Raw genomic sequence first — 23,866 nt, forward strand, 5'->3', positions numbered from 1 at the left:
CTTACCGCGTTGCGCGGGCCCACCGAGGATCCGCTGCGGGTTCTCGCGAATACCGTCAACTGGGGAATGGTCACGGCTCCTTGGACGTTCTTGCCAGGGAACGAGGCGAAGGAGGAGTGGTGGCGGTGCTTGATCCACAGGGTTTGTACGAATGGGACGCCAAGGGCCTGGCGGTGGCCGACCTGGCGCTCGCCCAGGACTCGGCCGGGCTGGTCATGCTCTACCACTTCGAGGGGTACATCGACGCGGGCGAGACCGGTGAGCAGATCGTCGAGCGGCTGCTCGACACGCTGCCCCACCAGGTCGTGGCCCGTTTCGACGCGGACCGCCTGGTGGACTACCGGGCGCGCCGGCCCCTGCTGACCTTCCAGCGCGACCACTGGACGGAGTTCGAGGAGCCCCTCCTAGAGGTGCGCCTCGTCCAGGACGCCACGGGTGCGCCCTTCCTGCTCCTGTCCGGCCCCGAGCCGGACGTGGAGTGGGAGCGGTTCTGCGTCGCGGTCCGGCAGATCGTCGAGCGCCTGGGCGTGCGGCTCTCCGTCAACTTCCACGGCATCCCCATGGGCGTCCCGCACACGCGGCCCGTCGGGATCACCCCGCACGGCAACCGGACCGACCTCATGCCGGGGCACCGCAGCCCCTTCGACGAGGCGCAGGTGCCGGGCAGCGCCGAGTCGCTGGTGGAGTTCCGCCTCGGCCAGGCCGGGCACGACGTCCTGGGCGTCGCCGCCCACGTCCCGCACTACGTGGCCCGCTCGCCGTACCCGGACGCCGCGCTGACGGCCCTGGAGGCGATCACCGCCGCGACCGGGCTGGTACTGCCGTCGGTCGCGCACGCGCTGCGCACCGAGGCGCACCGCACCCAGACGGAGATCGACCGGCAGATCCGGGAGGGCGACGAGGAGCTGGTCAGCCTGGTGCAGGGGCTGGAGCACCAGTACGACGCGGCGGCGGGCGCCGAGACCCGGGGCAACATGATCGCCGAGCCCGCGGAGATTCCCTCCGCGGACGAGATCGGGCTCGAGTTCGAGCGGTTCCTGGCCGAGCGCGAGGGCGAGGGCTGAGCGGTCCCCGCTCCCCGGAAGCCTTCCCTTCGGGGGGCTGTACGGGGGCCGGGGCGCGGGGGTTAGTCTGCCGGGCATGTTGAAAGTTGGCCTGACAGGCGGAATCGGCGCCGGCAAGAGCGAGGTCTCGCGGCTGCTGGCGGGGTACGGGGCGGTCGTCGTGGACGCCGACCGGATCGCGCGGGAGGTCGTGGAACCGGGCACGCCCGGGCTCGCGGCCGTCGTCGCGGCCTTCGGGGAGTCCGTGCTGACTTCCGGGGGCGAGCTGGACCGGCCCGGGCTGGGATCGATCGTCTTCGCCGACCCGGCGAAGCTCCGGACCCTCAACGGCATCGTGCACCCGCTGGTCGGGGCCCGGTCCGCCGAGCTGGAGGCCGCCGCGGGGCCCGACGCGATCGTGGTGCACGACGTACCGCTGCTCGCGGAGAACGGGCTCGCGCCGCTGTACGACCTGGTCGTCGTGGTGGACGCGGCACCCGCCACCCAGCTGGCCCGGCTCACCGCGCTGCGCGGCATGGAGGAGTCGGAGGCCCGGGCCCGGATGGCCGCGCAGGCCACGCGGGAACAGCGGCTGGCCGTGGCCACCCTCGTGATCGACAACGACGGGCCGCTGGAGGCGCTGGAGCCGCAGGTGCGCAAGGTGTGGGAGGAGCTCACGGCGCGAGCCTGAGGCGTGCACGGAATAGCGGGTGGGGCGCAGGGCGTTGAACGCGTTCTCAGAGGGAAGGAACAGACCGTGTCCGACACCACGCCGCCGCTCCCGCAGCCGTCGCCGTCCTCATCGCCGTCGCCATCGCCGTCGCCCGAGACGCATGTCATCGACTACCGGGCCGCGGAGCAGCTGCTCGCCGCGCGCGACCCGCGCGGTGCGGTGAAACTGCTCGACTCGGTCATAGCCGCCCACCCGGAGAACACGGCGGCCCGGCTGCTGCGGGCCCGGGCCTTCTTCGCCGCGGCCCAACTGCGTCCGGCGGAGCTCGAGTTCCAGATCGTGCTGGAGCGGGAGCCGGACAACGCCTTCGCCCACTTCGCGCTGGCCCGCACGCACGAGCGCGCGGGCCGCCCCGAGCAGGCCCGCAAGCACTTCCGCCTCGCGGCGGCCCTCGACCCCCAGCCGGACTACCTGGCCGCGGCCCGCTTCGAGAACTAGGCCGCCCGCCTCGGCGCGGAGCGAGGCGGCAGCTTCAGCGCGGGGTGAGCCGGCCGTTTCAGCGCGCGGGTGGCTCGTACGGGGGGACGTCCGGGCCCGGCTGGTAGTGCGGGCCCTGCCGCATGTGGTGGAGCACGACGCCCAGGTCCACGGCCGCGAGCACGGCGACGGCGGCGCAGGCCGCGGCCCACCCGGGCCGGGCGGCGAGCGAGAACGCCGCCGCGCCGGCACCGGACCAGATCAGGCCCCACAGGCTCAGCCAGAACCGCAGCCGCAGCGCGCTGCGGGCGGTCACCGGCTCGTTTCCGGTTCGCATGGCCATCGCCTCGACGTCGTCGCCTCGCCCGGCCTCCCCCTCCCCTCCATCTCCCCTCCATGGTCCCACCGGGGGCGGGGACCGTCAGGGGTTGAGCTTGTTCACGGCCGTGGTGGTCGTCTTCCTGAAGGCCGGGACGGGCGCGTCCGACAGGTTGCCCATCTGCCCCCACCGAACGACCGTCACCGTGGAGCCGTCGCGCCCGATCCCGTACAGGTGCACGCCGGGCTCGGATTCCGGCAGCGAGGTGTGCACCCCGTAGACGTGGGCGCCCTCCTCGACGCGGATCTTGCCGTAGTCCTGCCAGGAGGCGGTACCGCCCGGGTTGGTCCGCAGCCAGTCGGCGGCGCAGGCGGCCACTTTGCGCTCCAGGGAGGCGGCGAGGGTGGCGGCCGCGGTGGCCGAGGAGGCGCGTACGGACACCTGGACCGCGCCCGTGTCGTACTCGGTGCTGAAGTCCCGGTGCCAGCTGCCGGACGCGGGGAGCACGCCCTCCAGGCAGAACGGCGCGAACTCGGGCAGCCCCTTGGTGACCTTCCCCGCGTACCAGGAGGAGGACGGGTGCGGGGGCAGGTCGGTGCCGCCCAGGAACCCGGGCGCGGCGGCGGCCGCGGCCGTGGCCGTCGTGGAGACGGTGAGGACCAGGGCGGTGGCGGCGGCGGCCGCTGCCGAGAGGACGGCCGTGGTGATGGTGTTGGTGCGGACGGTGGTGCGGAAGGGGGCGCGGACGGTGGTGCGTCGTCGTCGGAGCATGGTCGGTTCTCCCCGTGTCGGTCGGTGCGGCGGTGTGCCCGGCAAGGTTGTGCCCGGCCGGGGACGCCGGTCCACGGTTTGGGGCGAAACCGGGACGATGGAACGCCCGTACGCCCCGTCAGCTGCGGGAACATCCTTGGCATGGAACGGAAGTCCGGGACGGGGAGATCGGCCGAGGCGCAGGCGTTCGCGCGGTTGATGGGGGAGCTGAAGGAGCGGAGCGGGCGGAGTTACGGGGCGCTCGCGCGGCTGCTCCACACGAGTACGTCGACGCTCCACCGGTACTGCAGCGGCGAGGCGCTGCCCGCGGAGTTCGCGGCGGTGGACCGCTTCGCGCGGGCCTGCGGGGCGACGGCGGCGGAGGCGGTGGAACTGCACCGGGCCTGGCTGCTGGCGGACGCGCGGCGGCGGGCGGTGCTGGAGGACACGGCACCGGTGGCGGACGCCGTGGTGGCGGCGGCGGTGGGTGTGCCGGTGGTGGAGGCGCCGGTGGTGGGGGAGCCGGCGGAGGGTGGGCCGGTGGCGGACGCCGTGGTGGTGGACGCGGCGGTCGTGTGTGTGCCGGTGGTGGAAGCGGCGGCGGTGGGGCGGGTGGGGCCGGAGGGGGCCACTGAGTCCGGGGTTCCGCGGGTGCCGGGGCCGCGCCGGCGCGGGCGTCGCCTGCTGCCGGCCGGAGCGGTGGCGGCGGCCGCGGCCGCGGTCGTGGCCCTGGCGGTGGGTATCGGGGCCCTTCCGGACACGGGCCCCGACCACGGTGCGACCCAGGCCGGACCAACGGCGGCGGTGGCGGGGGTGACCGGTTCGGCAAGCGGGACGGGGCCGACGGCGGATCCGGCGACAGGGGCGGCGACGCCGTCCCCGGCACCGGGGCAAGGGACGGGGACGGGCGCGACGCCGGGACCCGCCACGACGCCCGGGCCGGGGGCGGGGGCGGCGACGGCGACGCCCGGGGCGTCCGGCCCGGCGCAGGGGGCCCCGCCGATGCGCGCGGACGTACGGTCGCACGTGTGGACGGCGGGCTGCGGCCACGCGTACCTCGCCGAAGCCGGGCCCTCGGCGGTGCCCCCGCCGCCGGTGGAGGCGGACGCGCCGGCCTGGGCGGCCGCGCGGGGGGCCGTCCACGCGGGGACGCAGATCGTCGAGGTCACCCTGCACGGCACGGGTCCGGACCCGGTGGTCCTTGAGGGCCTGGAGGTACGGGTGGCCGGGCGGCGGACCCCGCCCCGGTGGAACGTCTACCAGATGTCGCAGGGCTGCGGCGGGGCGCTCACCCCGGCCGTCTTCGCCGTCAACCTGGACGCGCCGCGCCCGCTGGCCCGCCCGGTGGCGGGCAACGACGCGGGGGAGCCGATCAAGGCCCCGGCCTTCCCGTTCCGGGTCTCGGCCGCCGAGCCGGCGGTCCTGCGGGTGGAGGCGACCACCACCGGGTGCGACTGCGACTGGTACCTGGAGCTCCGCTGGAGCGGACCCACCGGCTCCGGCACCCTCCGGCTCGACGACGAGGGCCGCCCCTGGCGCGTCTCCGCGGCCCCCTCGGACCGCCCGGTCTACGGCTACGCACACGAGCGGGCCCGCTGGTCCCGCTGAAGATCCCGGGGAACGCGCAGCTCAGCGGCGTTGTCAGTGCCCACGCCTAGACTCGTGGCGAAGGGGATCCGTCCGACCATGAGGGGGGGGACACGATGACGACAGCGACGACCACGACCCCGACGACGACTCCGATGACGAGGACTCCGACGACAGCGACTCCGATGACGAGGACGCCGGTGACCACGCCAGCACCGGCGCGCCGGCCCGCGTCCGCCCTGCAGCGGCACGCCGCCGTGTTCCTCCCCGCCGCCGTGCCGCGCGAGGGCCGGGTCGCCTTCTGGGCCCCCGACGGGGACGCCCTGCCCGCCGAAGGCGCCCCGGGCACCCTCCAGGTGGTCCGTCCCCATGGCGAGGGCGTCCGTACCCGCACCGTGCCGGCCGTCACGATGACGGTCACCGCCGCCCTGCCCGTGCTCGTCCGTGCGGCCCGCGCTCCCGCCGCGCATCCCGCGACCCGTGCGTGGGGCACCGCCGCCGTGCAGGCGCTCACCCTCGTGGCGCGGGGCCGTCTGCTGCCCGGTCTGACCCCCGACGGCATCGACGCCTGGCGGGCCGGGCCCCTGGACGCCGAGGACCTCGGGCATCTGCGCGCGGTCGCCGCCGCGCTGCCCCCCGAGGGGTACGCCACCCCGCTGGCCGGCCGCCGCCCGCTCCACCTGCCCGAACCGGAGGCGCTGGTCAGGGCGTTCCTCGACGCCGTCGCCGACAGCCTGCCCCGGACGCCGGCGGCGCCCTTCGCCGCGGGGCGGCCGTTCGCCGCCCGGGAGCCGCAGCACGTCCCGGGGATGGCGGACTGGGCCGCGCAGGTCGCCTCCGGTGCGGACACCGGTGTCCGGATCTCGCTGCGCCTCGACCTGTCCTCCTTCCGCCTCTTCGACGGTGAGGAGGACGAGACGGGACACGGGGAAGGCGTGCGCCGCGCCGGGGCCGCCGTCGTCCAGGTGCACAGCCTCGCCGACCCGACCCTGGTCACGGACGCTTCGATGCTCTGGGCGGGCGCTGCCGCGGCCGGTTTCGGGCCCCGGTCCCGGATCGACGCCGTGCTCGCCATGCGCCGGGCGGCCCGGGTCTGGCCGCCGCTGCTGCGGCTGCTGGACCAGCCGGTCCCCGATGTGCTGGCCCTCTCGGATTCCGAGCTCGAAGACCTCCTGGGCCGCGCTGCGACCCGGCTGGCGGAGGCCGGAGTACTGGTCCACTGGCCGCGGGACCTGGCCCGTACGCTGACCGCGACCGCCGTCGTACGGTCCACCGCCCCCGGCTCCGCCACCGACGGCACCGCCTTCTTCGACGCCGAGCACCTCTTCGCCTTCTCCTGGGAGCTGGCGCTGGGCGGTGACCGGCTGACCCCGGGGGAGATGGACGCGCTGGCGCAGGCCCACCGGCCCGTGGTGCGGCTGCGCGACCAGTGGGTGCCGGTGGATCCGGAGCTGGTGCGCAAGGCGCGCAAGCGGGAGCTGGGCCTCCTGGACCCGGTGGACGCGCTGGCCGCCGTACTGACGGGGACGGCCGAGGTCGGGGGCGAACCGGTGGCGGCGGTTCCCGTGGGGGCACTGGCCGCCCTGCGGGACCGGCTGACCGGGGAGCTCGCCCCGCTGCCCCAGCCCGCCGGGCTCAAGGCCACCTTGCGCGACTACCAGGCCCGGGGTCTGGCCTGGCTGGACCAGATGACCTCGCTCGGGCTCGGCGGCTGCCTCGCCGACGACATGGGACTGGGCAAGACCGTCACCCTGATCGCCCTCCACCTGCACCGCGACCATCCCGAGCCGACGCTGGTGGTCTGCCCGGCCTCGCTGCTGGGCAACTGGCAGCGGGAGATCGAGAAGTTCGCCCCGGGCACGCCCGTGCGCCGCTTCCACGGGGCCGGCCGCAGCCTGGACGGGCTGGCCGGGGGGTTCGTCCTGACCACCTACGGGACGATGCGCGCGGGGGCGGCCCGGCTGGCCGAACAGCCCTGGGGCATGGTCGTCGCCGACGAGGCCCAGCACGTGAAGAATCCGCACTCGGCGACCGCGAAGGCGCTGCGCACGATCCCGGCGCCCGCCCGGGTGGCCTTGACCGGCACCCCGGTGGAGAACAACCTCTCCGAGCTGTGGGCGCTCCTCGACTGGACCACGCCCGGACTCCTCGGCCCGCTCACCGCGTTCCGGGCCCGGCACGCCCGGCCCGTGGAGCACCAGACGGAGGAGGACGGCGGCAACGAGGCGGCGGTCGCCCGACTGGCGGCGCTGGTCCGGCCGTTCCTGCTGCGGCGCAAGAAGTCCGATCCCGGGATCGCACCCGAGCTCCCGCCGAAGACGGAGACCGACCATCCGGTGTCCCTCACCCGCGAGCAGGCCTCGCTCTACCAGGCGGCGGTCGACGAGGCGATGGCGGTGATCGGCGCGAGCGAGGGCATCGAGCGGCGCGGCATGATCATGAGACTGCTGGCCTCCCTCAAGCAGATCTGCAACCACCCCGCGCAGTACCTGAAGGAGCACGGCACGAAGGGCGAGCAGCCCCGCATCGCGCACCGCTCCGGGAAGCTGGCCCTGCTGGACGAGCTGCTCGACACGATCCTGGCCGAGGGCGGCTCGGTGCTGGTCTTCACGCAGTACGTCACGATGGCCCGCCTCATCGAGCGCCATCTGACGGATCGCGGCATCGCGCACCAGCTGCTGCACGGCGGTACGCCGGTCGCCCGGCGCGAGGAGCTCGTGGACCGTTTCCAGGCCGGCGAGGTCCCGGTGTTCCTGCTCTCCCTCAAAGCGGCGGGCACCGGACTGAACCTCACCCGGGCCGGCCACGTCATCCACTACGACCGCTGGTGGAACCCGGCCGTCGAGGAACAGGCCACCGACCGCGCCTACCGCATCGGCCAGACCCAGCCCGTCCAGGTCCACCGCATCATCGCGGAAGGCACCGTGGAGGACCGCATCGCCGAAATGCTGGAGGCCAAACGCGCCCTGGCCGACGCCGTACTGGGCTCCGGCGAGACGGCGCTGACCGAGCTGACCGACCGCGAGCTGGCCGACCTCGTCTCCCTGCGCAGGCCCGCGTGATCACCGCGCGGGACGACCGCCGCCGCACCTTCGAGACGGTGCCCCCCGGGGTGGAGGCCGTCAGCTGGTGGGGTCGTGCCTGGGTGGCGGCGCTGGAGGCGGCGGCCCGTGACGGAGCCCGCCTGACCCGGGGCAGGGCGTACGCGGCCGAGGGCCATGTGGACGCCGTCACCATCACACCGGGCCGGATCGTGGCCTACGTACGGGGCAGCCGACCGCGCCCGTACCGCACCGAGCTGTCCCTGCCCGCCTTCTCGGACGCCGAGTGGAGCGAGCTGCTGGAGTCGGTCGCGGCCGATCCGGCGGCGCTCGCCGCGCTGCTGGAGCGGGAGGTCCCGGAGTCGCTCGCGGAGTCGGTGCTGCCCGGTGCGGGCGAGCTCGCGCCGCGCTGCTCCTGCCCGGACGTGGCGCGCCCACCGTGCAAGCACGCCGCGGCCCTGTGTTACCGGGCGGCCCGTCTCCTGGACGCCGATCCCTTCGTCCTGCTGCTGCTGCGCGGCCGCGGGGAGCGGGAGCTGCTGGAGGAGCTCACCCGGCGCAACGCCGCCCACGCCGCGCGCGAACGGCCCGACGAGGCACCGGACTTTCCCGGCGTACCGGCCCGGGCGGCGCTGGCCCGCACCGTCCTGCCGCCGCTGCCCGCCCCGCTCGCGGCGCCCGCCGCCGCCGGGGTTCCGCAGGCCTGTCCGGCCGACCCCGCGGCCCCGGACCCGCTCGCCCTGGACCAGCTCGCCGGGGACGCGGCCGCCCGCGCGCTGGCCCTGCTGCGCACCGCCGAGGATCCGATGGCCGGGCTGAGCCGCTGGCAGGACGCGGTCCGGCTGGCCTCGGCGCATCCCACGGCCGGGCTCACCGGCGCAACCCGCGCCCTCTACCGGGACTTGGCGCACGCCACGGGGCGCAGCACCACCGACCTCGCCCGGGGTGCGGCGGCCTGGCGGCAGGGCGGCCTGCCGGCCCTGCTCGCCCTCGAGGAGTCCTGGGACCCGCCGGCCGGCCCCTTCGACCGGGCCCGCCCCGCCCTCCTCGCCGCGGCCCAGGGCTCCTTCCGCCCCGACCGCAACCGACTCACCGCGGGCACCCGCCAGCTGCGCCTGGGCCGGGACGCCCTCTGGTACGCCTACGAGTCCCGCCCGGGCACGGAGGACTGGTGGCCGACGGGCCGCCCGGCCCCGGATCCGGTGACGGCCCTCCGGCGCTGAGCCGTCCCGTTCGGTTTCGGAGTGCCGAACGGGCGGACTCCTCACGCGGTCAGCTCGCGGTCAGCCCGGCCGCCCAGTGGTGCAGGGTGGTGAAGTCGGCCGGGCGCAGGCCCTGTCGGGGGTGGATCCGCAGGAGCAGGGCCGGGGCGGGGTGGTGGGCGGTGACCCAGGCACGGTCGCGAGGGGTGATCATGTCGTCGACCCAGGCGAAGGGGCGGCCGTCCGCCCAGTCGAGGAGGTGGCGGGTCTTCCAGGAGAGGCCGTCGGGGTCGCGGGCAAAGAGTTCCGGCCATTCGATGACAGGAAGATCAGTGGGAAGTCCGATGTGCGGGGCGATCATCGTGTTGGCCTCGTGCATCCAGGTGGTGGCCCAGGCGAGTTCGTAGGGCAGGGCCAGCAGGCGGGCGCCGTGGGCGGGGTGGAGGCGCACCCGCAGGCCCCGTACGGCGCTGCGGGAGTCCGGCGCGCGGTAGGACATCCAGACCGTCGGCCGCATCCGGTGGCTGGTGTAACCGCGAAGCCCTGCGAGTCGGGACCGGAACGGGTTGAGGGGTCCGTCCACGTCGAGGAGGAGCAGCGGGCGAGTCATGAAGTAGGGATTACCCAGTACACGATGGAGTGAAATGCGTACTGGCGCTATAACCCGAACGGGGGCTACAGCGTTGTTTCCGGTGTGGGTGCAACGCCCGTGAACCCTTCCGGAAGGCAGGAAATCTGATGCGTCACAGTCGTCGGAATGGCTTGATCGCGGCGGTGGTCGCGGGAGGTGGACTGGCGGTCGCGGGAGTGGGCGGCTTCGCCCACGCCGATGCCGGTGCGGCCGGGAACGCGGAGCGGTCGCCGGGGCTGCTGTCCGGGAACCTGCTGCAACTGCCGGTGCACACACCGGTGAACGTGTGCGGGAACACCGTGAGCGTGGTCGGCGTGCTCAACTCGGCCGCCGGGAACCGGTGTGCCAACCAGACCCCGGGCGGCGCCGGGCACCAGGAACAGCCCGGCCATCCCGGTCCCCGGCCCGCACACCCCTCGAAACCCGGCGCCGGAAACGGTGCGGGGAACGGCCCGGGGAACGGCCCGGGGCGCAGTGCGGGGAACGGCCCCGGCAGCGGCGGCGGAGCGGTGGCCGATGGGCGCGGAAAGGATTCTCCCGGGCTGCTGTCCGGCAACGGGCTCCAGCTCCCGGTCGACGTTCCGCTGAACATCAGCGGCAACGCGGTGAGCGTCGTCGACGTCGGCAACACTTCCGCGGGCAACACCTCCGTCAACGGCTCGACCCCGGTCGTCGAGGTGCCCGCCCAGCCCCCGGTCACCGTGCCGCCCGTCACCCCGCCGGCCCCGCCCGAGGGCCCCTCGGCGCTCGCCCACACCGGGGCCGAGGGCGTCGGGTACCTGCTGCCCGGCGGCGGGGCCCTGCTGCTCGGAGGGGTGCTGCTCTACCGCCGGTTCCGGGTCAACTAGCCCGCGCGGACAGGTCGGGAGCCGTCCGCCAGCCGTCCAGGATCGCGTCGATCCGCGACGCCAGCCGGGACCGGGCCGCGAACCGGGGTACGCCCCCCATCAGCAGGGCGTCGTACTCGGTGTCGAGGTGCCGCACGGCCGCCCGTACCGCCGCCGAAACGGCCGGCGGATCAAGGGCCCGGCCCGCCGCGCTGCGGCCCACCCGGCCGCTGCCGCGCACCGAGGCGTGCGCGGCGATGGCCTGCGCCCGGTCGGCGGGGCATCCGGGGAACAGGCGCAGGATCTCGGCGGCGAACGCCGCCGTGAACCGGATGTCCTCGGCCGCGCGGCGCAGCCGGTCGCGCTCGCGGCGCCTGGCCCGGGCGTCGGCGTCCGCCAGGCAGGCGCGCTCCGCGCGGGCCAGGGCGGCCTCCTCGACGAGGAGTCCCCGGCGCTCGTAGCGGCGCCTGCTCCGGTGGAAGCGGACGACGACGGCCGAAAGTGAACTGGCCTCGTGGGCGCGTCGGGTGAGGGCGGTGTCCCCGCGCGGCAGGTAGACGAGGTGTCCGAGGTCGGCGCAGTCCAGGCAGCGGGGCACGCCGGCCTCGCGGACGAGGTGCCGCAGGGGGCCCTGCCTGCATTCCGCGCAGTGGATCTGCTTCATCGACTCGAAAACGACCAGGCTCATGCCGATGTGATACCGCCGTCCGGGCCGTATATCACCTTGGGCTTAAGGGTAGTTGCGCTTTCACAGAGTCTTCCCTGACCTCATGGTGTCCTCCTACGGTGAACCGAGTGGGCCTCGGTGGGTCCATGGAGGAGGAAACATGGCTGGACGGCAGGCGACGGCGGGGCGCCCGAGAGTGATGGCCCGGCGTCCCGAAGGGGAGATCGCTTCCGGTCTCGTGGTGCGGGAAGTCGCCGTGGAACCGGGCGGCTGCACCGGCTGGCACTACCATCGCGTCCCGCTGATGGCCGTGGTCAAGTCCGGGACCCTGACCCGGATCCTGCGCGACGGCACGGTGGTGGTGCACCGCGCCGGGACCAGCTTCGTCGAGCCCGCCGGCATCCAGCACGTCCACCTCGGCCGCAACCTCGGCTCCGAGCCCGTCGTGCTCTGTGTGACCGCCGCCCTCGCCGAGGGTGATCCCTTCGCTCTGCCCGCCGAAGCCCCGCCCGGTGCCACGCCGTGCGCGTGCTCCGCGCACGCCCGGTGAACGCCGGTCAGACGAGGCGGCGTATTTCCCCGCGCACGCGGTAGAAGCCGCCTGAGGCCGGGTGCAGCGCGTCCACCACGTACCGGGCGCCGGGCTCCCGGATCCCGCGCGGGAACTGCACGTTCCAGGAAGGCTCGAAGCCGCCCGAGACCACCTGGACGCGCATCCGGCCGCCCTGCTGGACGCACTCCACGACCACACCGCCCGCGGGCACCGAGGTCACCGACACCGTCGCCACCGCGGCGGGGCTCGCGGCCGGGGTGAAGACGGGCAGTGCGGCCGCCGACTTCACGTCCACCGCCGTCGGCACCGACCCCTCGCGCGCGGCGGCGATCGCGGCCTCGCTCGCGTCCACGCACACCAGCGAGCCGTCCGTGGTCACCAGGTACAGCCGCTCGTCCAGATACTGCATGGACAGCGCCGCCCCGCTGCCGGTGCCCAGCTTCCACAGCCGCCGCCCGTCGGCGTCGAAGCAGTACACGGAGGAGGCGAGGTCACCTGCGAAGACGTGGCGCCCGTCCGGCGAGGTCGCGCACGAGTACACCGCCGCGTCGCACCGGTACGAGGCCTCCAGCGCGCCCGTCGCCTTCGACAGCCGCTGCACGGTGTTGCGGCCGGTCCCCGCGTACACCGCGCGGTCCTCCTGCCAGCCGAAGAGCACCGATCCGTCGGTCTGCGTGTGCCACAACTCCCGCCCGCCGTCCGGGGCGTAGGCCGTGACCCCCTTGCTGTGGCCGTGGTAGACGGCCCGCTCGTCCGCGCGCACCATCCAGGCGTTCGTGCCGGCCGACCGGCGCGACCACTGGAACTCGTCCTCGTGGTCGATGACCGTCAGCCCGCCGTCGCGGTCCGACACGTTCAGCACGCCCTCGCGGATGTCGAGCCAGAAGATGTCCACGTCGGCCGCGATGTCGTACGCCCCGAACGGCACCTTCGAGGACAGGTCGTAGACCGTGCCGTCGTCACAACCCGCGTATATCCAGAACTCGTCCGCCACCAGGCATTTCACCCCGTCCGGCAGCGAGTACCGGGCCAGCACCTCACCGGCGTGGCTCACCGTGTAGACGTCGCCGTCCTGGTTGCCGACCCAGCAGCGGTCCTCGTCCACGTGGATCCCGAAGGCGGAGGACCCGGTGCGCAGCCGCCACAGCACCGGGGCCACCGCCCGCGCCGTGGACGGCGCCGACGTCACCTGGCGGCGCGTCACCGACCGGGCCGCGCGGGCCCCCCGAACCGCCGGGGCGTAGCCCTTGCGGACCTTCTCCCCGACCTTCTTGGCGGCCGCCGCCCGGGCCTTCTCGATGGTGGGGAAGGAGGAGTTCTGCAACTGGCCGTCCGCGCCGATGCGTCCGTACCGCACCGAGACGGCCGTGCCGTCCACGGTCACCTCGTAGAACTTGTGGGCACTGCCGTCGTCCTGCGACAGCTCCAGATACGTCGTCTCCCGAGCCATGACAGACCCCTCCCCAAGGCCGGGCCACCGGCCCCTGTGCGCCGGTGATCCCTCCTGAAAAACGTTAGGGGTCACCACTGACAATGGGCTGGTGCAGCTGGAAGCGATCACCTGGAAGCGGATGGCCGAGCGGCTCGCCGGTCACCTCGATGACGACCTGGCCGACGCGGCCGACGGCGGTGGAAGCGGAGGGGACGGAGGGGACGGAGGGGACGCAGGGGACGTAGGAGGCGGCGGCAGCAGCCGGGTCTGGCGGCGGGTCGGCATCGACGGGGCGCCCGCCGCCCGCACCGGCGTGCTCGCCGCCGAGCTCGCCGACGCCCTGCGCGGGCGCGGCCGTTCGGTGCTGGTGGTGGCGGCCGGGGGCTTCCTGCGCCCGGCCTCGCTCCGCTTCGAGTTCGGGCGCCAGGACGTGGACTCCTACCTCGACGGCTGGTACGACACGGCCGCGCTCTGGCGGGAGGTCTTCGGCCCGACCGACCCGGGCGGTACCGGCCGGGTGCTGCCCGACCTCTGGGACCCGGCCACCGACCGGGCGACCCGCAGCCCCTACGCCGAACTCCCGCCCGGCGGCGTGCTGATCGTCCACGGTCCGCTGCTCTTGGGCCACTGGTTCCCCTTCGACCTCAGCGTCCACATCAGCCTCTCCCCGGGGGCGCTCGCCCGCCACACCGAGGAGTCCGCCCGCTGGACCGTCCCTGCCTTCGCGCGCTACGAGGCCGAAACCGACCCGGCGGCACGGGCCGACGTGCTGGTCCGCGCCGACGATCCGCGCCACCCGGCCTGGACGGGCCTGCGCGCCGGACCGGCCGGCTGACGGGCACAGGCCGACGGGCACAGGCCGACGGGCACCGGCCGACGGGCACCGGCCGACCCGGCACCGGCCGACCCGGCACCGGCCGACCCGGCACAGGCCGACCCGGCACCGGCCGACCCGGCACAGGCCGATCCGGCTCCGGCCGGCCCGGCCCCGCGTGGCGCCGCCCCGTCACGGAGGTCCGGGAACCGCAACAAGGAGATACCGGCAAGGTGACGAACGGTTCCGGCCATCCCCCCGGCCGATGGCGCGCGCTACGTTGACGGCACGCTTCGACGGCGGCCACCCCGGTGGCGCCCCGGCAGAGGGAGACGGCAATGCGCGGACACGGCGAGGGACTTCGGGGCGCGAGACGGACCCGCGCGCGGGCGGCGTTCGCCGTGCTGGCCCTGTGCGGCACCCTGGTCCTCACGGGCTGCAACGGTGACGACGAGGACGGCGCGGCGGGAACCCCCGGTGGTAGCCCCGCCACCACCGCACCGGCCACGGGCACCGCCTCGCCCGCGCCCTCGGCCACAACCTCGCCGTCCTCCCCGGCGTCCCCGAAGAAGCCGGCTCCGACGGTCACCGCGGCGGGCACGAAGAAGGCGCCGGAGCCCGGCTCCACCTGCGACCACAAGATGCCGATCTCGCCCGACGAGGTGGCCGTCTACCGCTACACCCCCGAAGGCGGCGAGCACAGCCTGATCATCAAGCACGGCAACTGGGGCTGCGCCGCGCCCGGTGCGGACGCCGCGCCCTTCGAGACGACCGGCAAGGAAACCTTCCTCAACATCGCCGAAGACGCCAAGATCACGGCCGTCACCCCGGTCGTCGCGAGCACCGTGAGCCAGCCGATCACCCTCCAGCAGCTCATCGACTGGCTGATCGCCCACCCCGACCAGGGCCGCGTCTTCCGCTACCACCTGGACAGCAAGGGCGTCATCGACTCGCTCGACCAGCAGTACACCTCGTAACGCCCCGTCACACCTCCCGACGCCGCGGCCGTACGGTCCCATCCGCCCTACGGCCGCCCGCCCAGCCGGGCCACCGCCAGCGCGGCCGCCCGGCAGCCGGCCCCGGCGGCCCACGCCGAGCCCGCTCCCGCCAGCCGGGCCGCGAGGAAGGCGCCGGTGAAGGCGTCCCCGGCGCCCGTGGAATCCACCGCCCCGGCGCTCTCCGCCGCCACCTCGGCCGTCACCCGGCCGCCCTCGGCGATCAGCGCCCCGGCCCGGCCCCGGGTGACCACCACCAGCGGCACCCGACGGCTCAGCTCCGCCGCCGCCCGCGCCACCCCGGACGCCCCGCAGGACCCGGCCGCCGGCTCGGCTCCCGCCAGCAGCAGCGCCTCGTCCTCGTTCGGCAGCAGTACGCCCACCCCCGCCACCGCGGCCAGGAAGCGCTCCGGACCCAGCGCGGCCAGGAACCCCGCCGACGCCGGATCCACGCTCACCGAGATCCCCCGGGCGCGGGCGGCCCGCAGCGCCACCAGGGCCAGCTCCCGGCTGCTGTCGGCGAAGAACAGATAGCCCGACAGGTGGAGATGGGCGACCCCGTCCAGCAGCCCGGGCGCCCAGTCGGCGGGGGAGAGGCGCAGCGAGGCCCCGCTGTCGGTCAGAAAGGTCCGCTCGGCGTCCTGTCCGACCAGCGCGACCACCGTCCCCGTCGGCTCGGCCGGATCGATCAACAGCGTCGGCCTCACCCCGGCGTCGAGCAGCGCCTGCTCGTGCCACCGGGCCGAATCGCCGCCGACCCGCGCGAGGAGGCGTACCTCCGCGGCTCCCGCGTGGGCCGCCCAGCAGGCCGCGTTGGCCCCGGCTCCGCCCGGCAGGGTGCGGATCCGGGCCGGGGTGTCGGTGCCCGGAGCCAGCGGCCTCGTATGCACCGCCACGACGTCCGTCACCACGTCCCCGACGACCAGCAGCGCCCCGGATGCGGCGGGTGCGGGGGTCACGGCCGCGCCGCCCAGGCCCGCGCGATCCGGGCCCCGAGGCGCACGTTGCCCCGTACCGCCGCGAGGTTGGCCTCCAGGGAGGCGCCGCCCGTCGCGCGCACCAGGAACCCCAGCAGGAACGGTGTCACCGCCTGCCCCGTGATTCCCCGCTCCCGGCACTCCGACAGCGCCTCGGCCAGGACCCGGTCGTGCAGCTCCGGATCCAGCTGCTCGGCCTCCGCGACCGGATTGGCCACGAGCAGCGCCGACTCCGGTCCGCCGAGGAGGTCCTGAGCGGCCATCACGGCCGCCACCTCCTCCGGGCGGTGCACCGTCCAGTCCACGGACTCGCCGGAGTCGGCCAGGTAGAACCCGGGGAAACGTTCCGTCCCGTAGCCGAGGACACCGACCCCCAGCGTCTCCAGCCGCTGCAGCGTCGCCGGTACGTCCAGGATCGACTTCACCCCCGCGCACACCACGGTGATCCGGGTCCGTGCCAGCAGCGCGAGGTCCGCCGACTCGTCCTGCGCCCGAGTCCAGTCCCGGTGTACGCCGCCCAGCCCGCCCGTGGCGAAGACCCGCAGCCCCGCCCGCGCGGCCAGGAAGGCCGTGGCCGAGACCGTCGTGGCGCCCGTCGCCCCGGTCGCCAGCGCGGGCGCCAGGTCCCGGTGACCGAGCTTGCGCACGCCCTCGCCGCCCGCGATCCGCTCCAGCCGGGCCTTGTCGAGCCCGGCGTAGGCCACCCCGTCGATGACCGCGACCGTTGCCGGAACGGCGCCCTCCGCCCGGACCAGCTCCTCCAGTTCCCTGCCCACCGCCAGATTGCGGGGGCGCGGCAGGCCGTGGGCGAGGATCGTCGACTCCAGCGCCACGACGGGCTGCCGGCGGGCGAGCGCCTCGCGCACCTCCTCCGACAGGACCGGGACCGGGACCGGGGCCTGGACCTGGACTGCGGCCGCGGAGGGCCCGGTGTACTCAGATGCTGTGTGCTGTGACATGTCCCCATCCCTGGCACACGATTCGGGACCCCAAACGCACGGATCCCGCAAAGGCGCGAACCTGTCCGGGTAGCGTTCCCGCGTGAGCGCATGCCACAGTCCTCGGGTACGGGCCGCCCTGGCCGAAACGCTGCGGGTGCTGCGCCCCGGCGGCCTGCTGCTCCTGTCCACCCGCCCGTATGGGGAGCTGCGTGCGGCCCGGACGCCGCTAGACAGGGTGACGTGCGGGGCGGGCACGCGCTGGACGCTGTGGTCACCCCGGGGTGCGGGGAGACCGGATTAGGCTGACGGTCCATGAGCACCAGTGATCACAGTGACGCCCCCGCCCCCGTACCGTCCGCGGGCTCCTTCGCCGTCTCCGTACCGGACCTCTCCGACGCGGACCTGGAGGCGGAGGAGCTCGACCCCGCGCAGATCGTCTCGGGCGATCCCGTCGTGACGGGCAAGGTGCTGTGGGAGGCGCCGGACGGCTCGCAGGTGCGCGGGATCTGGCAGATCACCCCGGGCGTGGTCACCGACACCGAGGCGAACGAGCTGTTCGTGGTGGTCAGCGGACGCGCCACCATCGCGGTGGAGGGCGGCGCGACGCTGGAGGTCGGCCCCGGCTCCGCGTGCGTCCTGCGGGAGGGCGACAAGACCACCTGGACCGTCCACGAAACGCTCCGCAAGGCCTACCACATCAGCTACTGACCACCAGTCACCGGGTGTCGGCCGCGCCCGCGGCTACTGGGCCTTGCGGGCCCCGGCCGGATGGCGGCGCGAGGTGAACAGCGCGAGCGCCGCCACCGGCAGCAGCAGGGCGGCGGCGACCGCGTTGAGCCAGCCGTAGCCCGCCTGGGACATGATCAGACCGGCGGCGGCGCCGCCCACACCGGCGGCCGTGTTCATCGTGAGGTCGCCGAGGCCCTGTACGGCGGCCCGCGCGGGCTGCGGCACCGAGTCGGTCAGCAGCGCCGAGCCGGACACCATGCCCGCGGACCAGCCGAGGCCGAGCAGGAAGAGCCCGGCCGCGCTCTGGGCGTGGTTGCCGCCGGCCGTGCCGGCGAGGAGCGCGGCGGTGCACAGCAGCCCGGCCGCCAGGCCGATCACGGACAGCCGGCCGAGCCGGTCCGCGAGCCAGCCCATCAGCGGCGAGAAGCCGAACATGCCGGCGATGTGCCCGCTGATGACCAGCCCGACGAGCTGGAGTCCGGCTCCGTGGTGCCCCAGGTCGACCGGGGTCATCACCATGATCGAGACCATGGTGGTGTGCGAGACCGCGATGGTCAGCAGTGCGAGCCGGGCCCGGGGGGAGGCCTTGACCGCCGCGAACCCGGCGCGCAGCGACCGCCCGGCGCGGGTCTGCTCCTCGGGTGCGGCGAGCGCCCGCGCGGTCAGCAGCGGGTCCGGGCGCAGGAGTACGCCGATCAGCGCGGCGGTGAGCAGGAAGACGGCGCCGGCCCATACGAAGGGCCCCGCCATCTGGGGTATGGAGGTGCCGGCGAAGCTGCGGCTGGCCGGGGCGGAGAGGTTGGGGCCGAGCACCGCGCCGATGGTGGAGGCCCAGACGACGATGGAGATCGCCCGCGCCCGGTGGTCGGGTTCGGCCAGGTCGGCGGCGGCGAAGCGGGACTGGAGGTTGGCGGAGGAGGCGGCTCCGAAGGCGGCCATGCCGAGCATCAGGAGCGGGAAGCTCTTGACCGCGGCGGCGAGGACGACCAGGGCGGCGCCGGCCGCGCCGATCACGTAGGCCAGGACCAGGCCGGGCCGGCGGCCGCGTGCGGTCATCAGCGCGGCGAGCGGCAGCGAGACGACGGCGGTGCCGATCACGGCGGCGGTGGAGGCGAAGCCGGACAGCGACTCCGTGCCGCTGACCTCGGTGGCCAGTACCGGGGCCAGGGCGATGCTGATGGGCACGCCGATCCCGCCCAGCATCTGGCCGGCGATCAGTACTCCGGAGGTGCGGCGGCGCAGCCGGGGCAGGTCGGCGAGGGTGATCGGCGTGGCGGACCGGTCGGTGCCGGGCACGGTGCTCACGCGGTCCACCCCCGGCCCGGGTGCGGCGGGGCTGCGGACGCGGCGGCAGGAGTAGTCACCGCCGCAGTTTCGCACCCCTTACCGCGCGGGCGGAACAGAGTTAACAGGAGCAGGTCGGGCCCGCAGCCGGGACCAGGGCGGGCCCCGCAGCCGGGAGCACGGCAGCCGGGAGAACGGCGCGTCCCGCAGCCGGGAGCGCGGAGCCCCCTCCCGCAGCCCGGCCTGCGGCCGCCCCCTCAGAACAGCGGCTGCGGCAGGACGCCCTCCAGGGCGAGGAGCTGCCGCTTGGTCTCCACGCCCCCGCCGAACCCGCCGATGCCGCCGTCGTTCTCCACGACCCGGTGGCAGGCCACCACCAGCGGCAGCGGGTTCGATCCCATGGCGTTGCCGACGGCCTGGGCCGCGCCCGGCGCTCCGGCCCGGGCGGCCAGCTCGCCGTACCCCACCACGCTCCCGTAGGGAACGGAGCGGTCCAGCTCCAGCAGCACCTGCCGGTTGAAGCCGGAGCTGAGCCGCCAGTCCAGCGGCAGCTCGAAGCGGCGCAGCGTACCGGCGAAGTAGGCGGTCAGCTGGCGTACCGGCTCGGCCAGCAGGACCTCGCGGCCCGGATCCGGCCGGTGGGCGTCGGCGCCGAGCCGGGATGTCAGCGAGCCGATCATCCGCTCGGCCCGGTCCGGCGCGGCATGGAACTCGACCCGGACCAGACCCTCCGGGGTCGCGGCCAGGAGCAGGGGGCCGATGCCGCTGTCGACGACGGTCCATTCGAGGTACGGCCCGCGGGGCCGCTCGGTGCTGTCCACCCCTTCACGGTACGGCGCCCCACTGACAGTGCGGCCCGTGCCGCCGGGGCCGGTGCCGCCGGGCCCCCTGACAGCGCCGCCCCGGTTCGGGCTCAGTACCGGCGCACGGCCTTCCGTACGACGTCGGGCTTGTCGCTGATGATCCCGTCCACGCCCATGTCCCGGACCTTCAGAGTGGTCTCCGCGTCGTCCACGATCCAGGTGTCCACTTCCAGCGCCTTGCCGTGGGCGCCGACCAGCCCGTGCACCGCCGCCACCCAGTCGTCGTCGATCGTGGTGTACCAGGGGTTGATCCGGTCGGTGAACTCGGCGTACCGCGGCAGTTCGGCGAGGGTCGGGGTGCCGAGGATGGCCGTGATCAGGTCCGGGCGCAGCTCGTGGACGGTGCGTACGGAATCGACGCTGAAGCTCTGGACCACCAGGCGGCGGCTCACGTGGTCCTCGTCGAGCCAGCCGGTCTCCTCCAGCACGTGCAGGGTCTGCTCCTCGATCCCGGGGTAGAGCTCCGGCTTCTTGATCTCCAGGAGCAGCCGCTGCCGGTTGGTCTGGACCCGTTCCATGTACTGCCGCAGGGTCGGCACGCGGACGCCCGCGAACTCCTGGCCGAACCAGCTGCCCGCGTCCAGCCGGGCGATCTCCGCCGCGGTGAAGTCCTTGACCCGCCAGGGCTTGCGGTCCGGGAACACCTGCTCGACGTCGGTGGTCCGGGCCAGGGTGTCGTCGTGGACCACCACGAGCTCGCCGTCACTGGTCCGCTGGACGTCGTTCTCCACCCAGTCGAAGCCCATCTCCCTGGCGAGGTCGATCGCCGCCAGGGTGTTCTCCGGGGCGTACGCGGAAGCCCCCCGGTGGGCGTACACGATCGGGTTGGAGAGCCAGTGCGGACCGGGTCCGGCCGAGGCGGTGGTCGCGCCGAACACGGTCAAGGTGAGTCCCAGGTAGGCGGCGGTGGCCGCGGAGACGGATCGGACGTACATGCGCGTTCTCCTCGGGTCATGAGCCCTGCTCCTGCATCAAACGGGCGCGGAGCGGCATTCGTTGCGGCGGCGCACCCGGCGGTGCACTTGCGGCGGTGCGCTTCCGACGCACTTTCAGGGAGAGCCGCGTACGGCGATCATGGGGTTGAAGATCACGGTGCCGCCACCGAACTACGACAAACGGACCAGACCCGGACGGGTTCCCGGGGGTGCGGGAACCCCGGCTGTCAGTGGGGGGTCGTACGGTTGACCCATGCGGCCCGTATCGAAGATCGAACGCACGGTGGCGCCTTTCGAGGTCGTCAGTTCCTACCAGCCCAGCGGCGACCAGCCGGCGGCCATCGCCGAGCTGGAGAAGCGCATCCGTGCAGGTGAGAAGGACGTCGTGCTGCTCGGCGCGACCGGAACCGGCAAGTCGGCGACCACCGCCTGGATGATCGAGAAGCTCCAGCGGCCCACGCTGGTGATGGCACCGAACAAGACGCTCGCCGCCCAGCTGGCGAACGAGTTCCGCGAGCTCCTGCCGAACAACGCCGTCGAGTACTTCGTCTCGTACTACGACTACTACCAGCCCGAGGCCTACGTACCGCAGTCGGACACCTACATCGAGAAGGACTCCTCGATCAACGAGGAGGTGGAGCGGCTGCGCCACTCCGCGACCAATTCCCTCCTCACCCGGCGCGACGTCATCGTCGTCGCCTCCGTGTCCTGCATCTACGGCCTCGGCACCCCGCAGGAGTACGTCGACCGGATGGTCCCCCTCAAGGTCGGTGAGGAGATGGACCGCGACCAGCTGCTGCGCCGCTTCGTCGACATCCAGTACACGCGCAACGACGTGGCCTTCACCCGGGGCACCTTCCGCGTGCGCGGGGACACCATCGAGATCTTCCCGGTCTACGAGGAACTGGCCGTCCGCATCGAGATGTTCGGCGACGAGATCGAGGCCCTGTCCACCCTGCACCCGCTGACCGGCGAGGTGATCAGCGAGGACCGCGAGCTGTACGTCTTCCCCGCGAGCCACTACGTCGCCGGCCCCGAGCGCATGGAGAAGGCGGTCCGCGGCATCGAGGCCGAGCTGGCCGAGCGCCTCGCGGAGCTGGAGAAGCAGGGCAAGATGCTGGAGGCGCAGCGACTGCGCATGCGCACCACGTACGACCTGGAGATGATGCGCCAGATCGGGTCCTGCTCCGGCATCGAGAACTACTCGCTGCACATGGACGACCGCGAGCGCGGCTCCGCGCCCAACACCCTCATCGACTACTTCCCCGAGGACTTCCTCCTCGTCATCGACGAGTCGCACGTGACCGTGCCCCAGATCGGTGCGATGTACGAGGGCGACGCCTCCCGCAAGCGGACCCTGGTCGACCACGGATTCCGGCTGCCGTCCGCGCTCGACAACCGTCCGCTGAAGTGGGAGGAGTTCCAGGAGCGCATCGGCCAGACCGTGTACCTGTCGGCGACCCCCGGCAAGTACGAGCTCTCGCGCGGCGACGGCTTCGTGGAGCAGATCATCCGCCCGACCGGACTCATCGACCCCGAGGTCGTGGTCAAGCCCACCGAGGGCCAGATCGACGACCTCGTGCACGAGATCCGCCGGCGGGTGGAGAAGGACGAGCGCGTCCTGGTCACCACCCTCACCAAGAAGATGGCCGAGGACCTCACCGACTACTTCCTGGAGCTCGGCATCCAGGTCCGCTACCTGCACAGCGACGTGGACACCCTGCGCCGCATCGAGCTGCTGCGCGAGCTGCGGGCGGGCGAGTACGACGTCCTGGTCGGCATCAACCTGCTGCGCGAGGGCCTCGACCTGCCCGAGGTGTCGCTGGTGGCGATCCTCGACGCCGACAAGCAGGGCTTCCTGCGCTCGGGGACCTCGCTGATCCAGACCATCGGCCGCGCCGCGCGCAACGTCTCCGGCGAGGTCCACATGTACGCGGACAGCATCACCCCGGCCATGGCCCAGGCGATCGACGAGACCAACCGGCGCCGGGAGAAGCAGGTCGCGTACAACACGGCCCACGGGATCGACCCGCAGCCGCTGCGCAAGAAGATCAACGACATCGTGGCGACGATCGCCCGCGAGGAGCTCGACACCGAGCAGCTGCTCGGCAGCGGCTACCGCCAGACCAAGGACGGCAAGGCCCTCAAGGCGCCCGTCCCGGCGCTGGGCGGCAAGGCGGCCCAGGCCAAGGCGGGCGGCGGCAAGGCCGGCAAGGGGGCGAAGGGGGCCAAGGGCGGCGAGGTCCTCACCGACCGTCCCGCAGCCGAACTGGCCGCACTCATCGAGCAGATGACCGAGCGGATGCGAGGCGCCGCCGCGGAGCTGCAGTTCGAGGTCGCGGCCCGGATCCGGGACGAGGTGAGCGAGCTGAAGAAGGAGCTCAGGCAGATGAAGGAAGCGGGTCTCGCCTGACCCGGGGCCGGTCAGTAGGGTTGGCACAGCCGCAGGTACACGCTGCGCACCCCCATCGGGGGCGGGCTATGGAGAGGGGACAGCGCGTGACGGTCAACATGACCAAGGGTCAGGCCATCAGTCTGCAGAAGGCGGACGGGGGCACGCTGACCGCGGTCCGGATGGGCCTCGGCTGGCAGGCGGCCAAGCGGCGGGGGCTGTTCGGCTCGCGGACCCGCGAGATCGACCTCGACGCGTCGGCGGTGCTCTTCGCCGAGAAGCAGCCCGTGGACGTGGTGTTCTTCCGCCACCTGCAGAGCGACGACGGCTCGGTCCGGCACACCGGTGACAACCTCGTCGGCGGCGTCGGCCAGGGCGGGGACGACGAGTCGATCCTCGTCGACCTGCAGCGCGTGCCGGTGCACATCGACCAGATCGTCTTCACGGTGAACTCCTTCACCGGCCAGACGTTCCAGGAGGTGCAGAACGCCTTCTGCCGCATCGTCGACGAGACCAACGGCCAGGAACTGGCCCGCTACACCCTCGACGGCGGCGGCCAGTACACCGCCCAGATCATGGCGAAGGTGTCGCGCGTCGGCGCCGGCTGGCAGATGACGGCCCTGGGCAACCCGGCCAACGGCCGCACCTTCCAGGACCTGATGCCGGCGATCCTGCCGCACCTGTAGGCACCCCCAGGCACGACCGGGCGCGACCGGGCACGGCCCCGGGTACGA

At 74.0% G+C, this 23,866-nt stretch carries 23 protein-coding genes; 13 read left to right on the top strand and 10 right to left on the bottom strand.

The features are described from left to right. Nucleotides 1–125: 125 nt before the first annotated feature. The 3 genes from OG904_RS23705 (at nt 126) to OG904_RS23715 (ending at nt 2,214) form a co-directional block, all read left to right on the top strand. Nucleotides 126–1,064 carry a PAC2 family protein gene (locus OG904_RS23705; protein WP_266909595.1) on the top strand — a complete coding sequence of 313 codons (939 nt, stop codon included), beginning with the start codon at nt 126–128 and terminating at the stop codon, nt 1,062–1,064. Nucleotides 1,065–1,140: 76 nt separating this feature from the next. After that, nucleotides 1,141–1,734: a dephospho-CoA kinase gene (gene coaE / locus OG904_RS23710; RefSeq protein WP_405494130.1), complete on the top strand. Its 594-nt coding sequence runs from the start codon at nt 1,141–1,143 to the stop codon at nt 1,732–1,734. A gap of 66 nt (nt 1,735–1,800) precedes the next feature. Further along, nucleotides 1,801–2,214, top strand: coding sequence for a tetratricopeptide repeat protein (locus OG904_RS23715; RefSeq protein ID WP_405494132.1), 414 nt, complete (start codon nt 1,801–1,803; stop codon nt 2,212–2,214). Nucleotides 2,215–2,272: 58 nt separating this feature from the next. On the opposite strand, the gene OG904_RS23720 is transcribed toward OG904_RS23715, so the two are convergent. After that, entirely contained in the window at nt 2,273–2,530 is a 258-nt protein-coding gene (locus OG904_RS23720) for a DUF6343 family protein (protein WP_405494134.1), read from the bottom strand. Nucleotides 2,531–2,614: 84 nt separating this feature from the next. After that, nucleotides 2,615–3,283, bottom strand: a complete 669-nt coding sequence (locus OG904_RS23725; RefSeq protein WP_405494136.1) for a hypothetical protein — start codon at nt 3,281–3,283, stop codon at nt 2,615–2,617. A gap of 141 nt (nt 3,284–3,424) precedes the next feature. Here OG904_RS23725 and OG904_RS23730 point away from each other — a divergent pair, with 141 nt between their 5' ends. The 3 genes from OG904_RS23730 to OG904_RS23740 all read left to right on the top strand — a co-directional run bounded on the left by OG904_RS23730 (nt 3,425) and on the right by OG904_RS23740 (nt 9,113). Next, nucleotides 3,425–4,870, top strand: coding sequence for a helix-turn-helix domain-containing protein (locus tag OG904_RS23730; RefSeq protein WP_405494138.1), 1,446 nt, complete (start codon nt 3,425–3,427; stop codon nt 4,868–4,870). A 164-nt stretch (nt 4,871–5,034) separates the two neighbouring features. Next, the gene (locus tag OG904_RS23735; RefSeq protein ID WP_405494140.1) at nt 5,035–7,911 is read left to right on the top strand and encodes an SNF2-related protein; all 2,877 of its coding nucleotides are present in this window, start codon (nt 5,035–5,037) and stop codon (nt 7,909–7,911) included. Beyond that, a complete protein-coding gene (locus OG904_RS23740; RefSeq protein ID WP_405494142.1) occupies nt 7,908–9,113 on the top strand; it encodes an SWIM zinc finger family protein in 1,206 nt (401 codons plus the stop codon). The genes OG904_RS23735 and OG904_RS23740 overlap by 4 nt, the downstream gene beginning before the upstream one ends. A gap of 49 nt (nt 9,114–9,162) precedes the next feature. Here the strand turns inward: OG904_RS23740 and OG904_RS23745 are convergent, their stop codons facing one another. Then, nucleotides 9,163–9,702 (bottom strand): hypothetical protein, encoded by a 540-nt coding sequence (locus OG904_RS23745; RefSeq protein ID WP_405494144.1) that lies wholly within the window; start codon nt 9,700–9,702, stop codon nt 9,163–9,165. 128 nt (nt 9,703–9,830) lie between these two features. Here OG904_RS23745 and OG904_RS23750 point away from each other — a divergent pair, with 128 nt between their 5' ends. Beyond that, nucleotides 9,831–10,571, top strand: a complete 741-nt coding sequence (locus OG904_RS23750; protein WP_405494146.1) for a chaplin — start codon at nt 9,831–9,833, stop codon at nt 10,569–10,571. Here OG904_RS23750 and OG904_RS23755 read toward each other — a convergent pair. Then, nucleotides 10,564–11,238 (bottom strand): DUF2293 domain-containing protein, encoded by a 675-nt coding sequence (locus tag OG904_RS23755; RefSeq protein ID WP_405494148.1) that lies wholly within the window; start codon nt 11,236–11,238, stop codon nt 10,564–10,566. The genes OG904_RS23750 and OG904_RS23755 overlap by 8 nt on opposite strands. Before the next feature lie 139 nt (nt 11,239–11,377). Between OG904_RS23755 and OG904_RS23760 the strand changes: the two genes are divergently transcribed. Continuing rightward, the gene (locus tag OG904_RS23760) at nt 11,378–11,767 is read left to right on the top strand and encodes a cupin domain-containing protein (protein WP_405494150.1); all 390 of its coding nucleotides are present in this window, start codon (nt 11,378–11,380) and stop codon (nt 11,765–11,767) included. A gap of 7 nt (nt 11,768–11,774) precedes the next feature. Here the strand turns inward: OG904_RS23760 and OG904_RS23765 are convergent, their stop codons facing one another. After that, a complete protein-coding gene (locus tag OG904_RS23765) occupies nt 11,775–13,220 on the bottom strand; it encodes a WGR domain-containing protein (RefSeq protein ID WP_405494152.1) in 1,446 nt (481 codons plus the stop codon). A 91-nt stretch (nt 13,221–13,311) separates the two neighbouring features. Between OG904_RS23765 and OG904_RS23770 the strand changes: the two genes are divergently transcribed. Together OG904_RS23770 and OG904_RS23775 are read left to right on the top strand one after the other, a co-directional pair. Further along, the gene (locus OG904_RS23770; protein ID WP_405494154.1) at nt 13,312–14,037 is read left to right on the top strand and encodes a uridine kinase; all 726 of its coding nucleotides are present in this window, start codon (nt 13,312–13,314) and stop codon (nt 14,035–14,037) included. Between the two features lie 317 nt (nt 14,038–14,354). Continuing rightward, nucleotides 14,355–14,993, top strand: coding sequence for a hypothetical protein (locus tag OG904_RS23775; protein WP_405494156.1), 639 nt, complete (start codon nt 14,355–14,357; stop codon nt 14,991–14,993). 47 nt (nt 14,994–15,040) lie between these two features. On the opposite strand, the gene OG904_RS23780 is transcribed toward OG904_RS23775, so the two are convergent. Together OG904_RS23780 and OG904_RS23785 are read right to left on the bottom strand one after the other, a co-directional pair. After that, nucleotides 15,041–15,970: a carbohydrate kinase family protein gene (locus OG904_RS23780; protein WP_405494158.1), complete on the bottom strand. Its 930-nt coding sequence runs from the start codon at nt 15,968–15,970 to the stop codon at nt 15,041–15,043. Further along, on the bottom strand, nt 15,967–16,947 hold the full coding sequence (locus OG904_RS23785; RefSeq protein WP_405494160.1) for a pseudouridine-5'-phosphate glycosidase: 981 nt from the start codon (nt 16,945–16,947) through the stop codon (nt 15,967–15,969). The genes OG904_RS23780 and OG904_RS23785 overlap by 4 nt, the downstream gene beginning before the upstream one ends. Before the next feature lie 294 nt (nt 16,948–17,241). On the opposite strand from OG904_RS23785, the gene OG904_RS23790 reads away from it, so the two are divergent. Continuing rightward, a complete protein-coding gene (locus tag OG904_RS23790) occupies nt 17,242–17,637 on the top strand; it encodes a cupin domain-containing protein (RefSeq protein WP_405494162.1) in 396 nt (131 codons plus the stop codon). A gap of 33 nt (nt 17,638–17,670) precedes the next feature. Here the strand turns inward: OG904_RS23790 and OG904_RS23795 are convergent, their stop codons facing one another. The 3 genes from OG904_RS23795 to OG904_RS23805 all read right to left on the bottom strand — a co-directional run bounded on the left by OG904_RS23795 (nt 17,671) and on the right by OG904_RS23805 (nt 20,740). Beyond that, nucleotides 17,671–18,963, bottom strand: coding sequence for an MFS transporter (locus OG904_RS23795; protein ID WP_405494164.1), 1,293 nt, complete (start codon nt 18,961–18,963; stop codon nt 17,671–17,673). A gap of 236 nt (nt 18,964–19,199) precedes the next feature. Continuing rightward, the gene (locus OG904_RS23800) at nt 19,200–19,763 is read right to left on the bottom strand and encodes a methylated-DNA--[protein]-cysteine S-methyltransferase (protein ID WP_405494166.1); all 564 of its coding nucleotides are present in this window, start codon (nt 19,761–19,763) and stop codon (nt 19,200–19,202) included. A gap of 92 nt (nt 19,764–19,855) precedes the next feature. Next, nucleotides 19,856–20,740, bottom strand: a complete 885-nt coding sequence (locus tag OG904_RS23805; RefSeq protein ID WP_405494168.1) for a glycerophosphodiester phosphodiesterase — start codon at nt 20,738–20,740, stop codon at nt 19,856–19,858. Nucleotides 20,741–20,993: 253 nt separating this feature from the next. Between OG904_RS23805 and uvrB the strand changes: the two genes are divergently transcribed. Both uvrB and OG904_RS23815 read left to right on the top strand, forming a co-directional pair. Further along, nucleotides 20,994–23,153, top strand: a complete 2,160-nt coding sequence (gene uvrB, locus OG904_RS23810; protein ID WP_405494170.1) for an excinuclease ABC subunit UvrB — start codon at nt 20,994–20,996, stop codon at nt 23,151–23,153. 86 nt (nt 23,154–23,239) lie between these two features. Continuing rightward, nucleotides 23,240–23,818, top strand: coding sequence for a TerD family protein (locus tag OG904_RS23815; protein ID WP_328298025.1), 579 nt, complete (start codon nt 23,240–23,242; stop codon nt 23,816–23,818). Nucleotides 23,819–23,866: the final 48 nt, after the last annotated feature.

Source organism: Streptomyces sp. NBC_00096, from assembly GCF_045041305.1.
Taxonomy (GTDB): domain Bacteria; phylum Actinomycetota; class Actinomycetes; order Streptomycetales; family Streptomycetaceae; genus Streptomyces.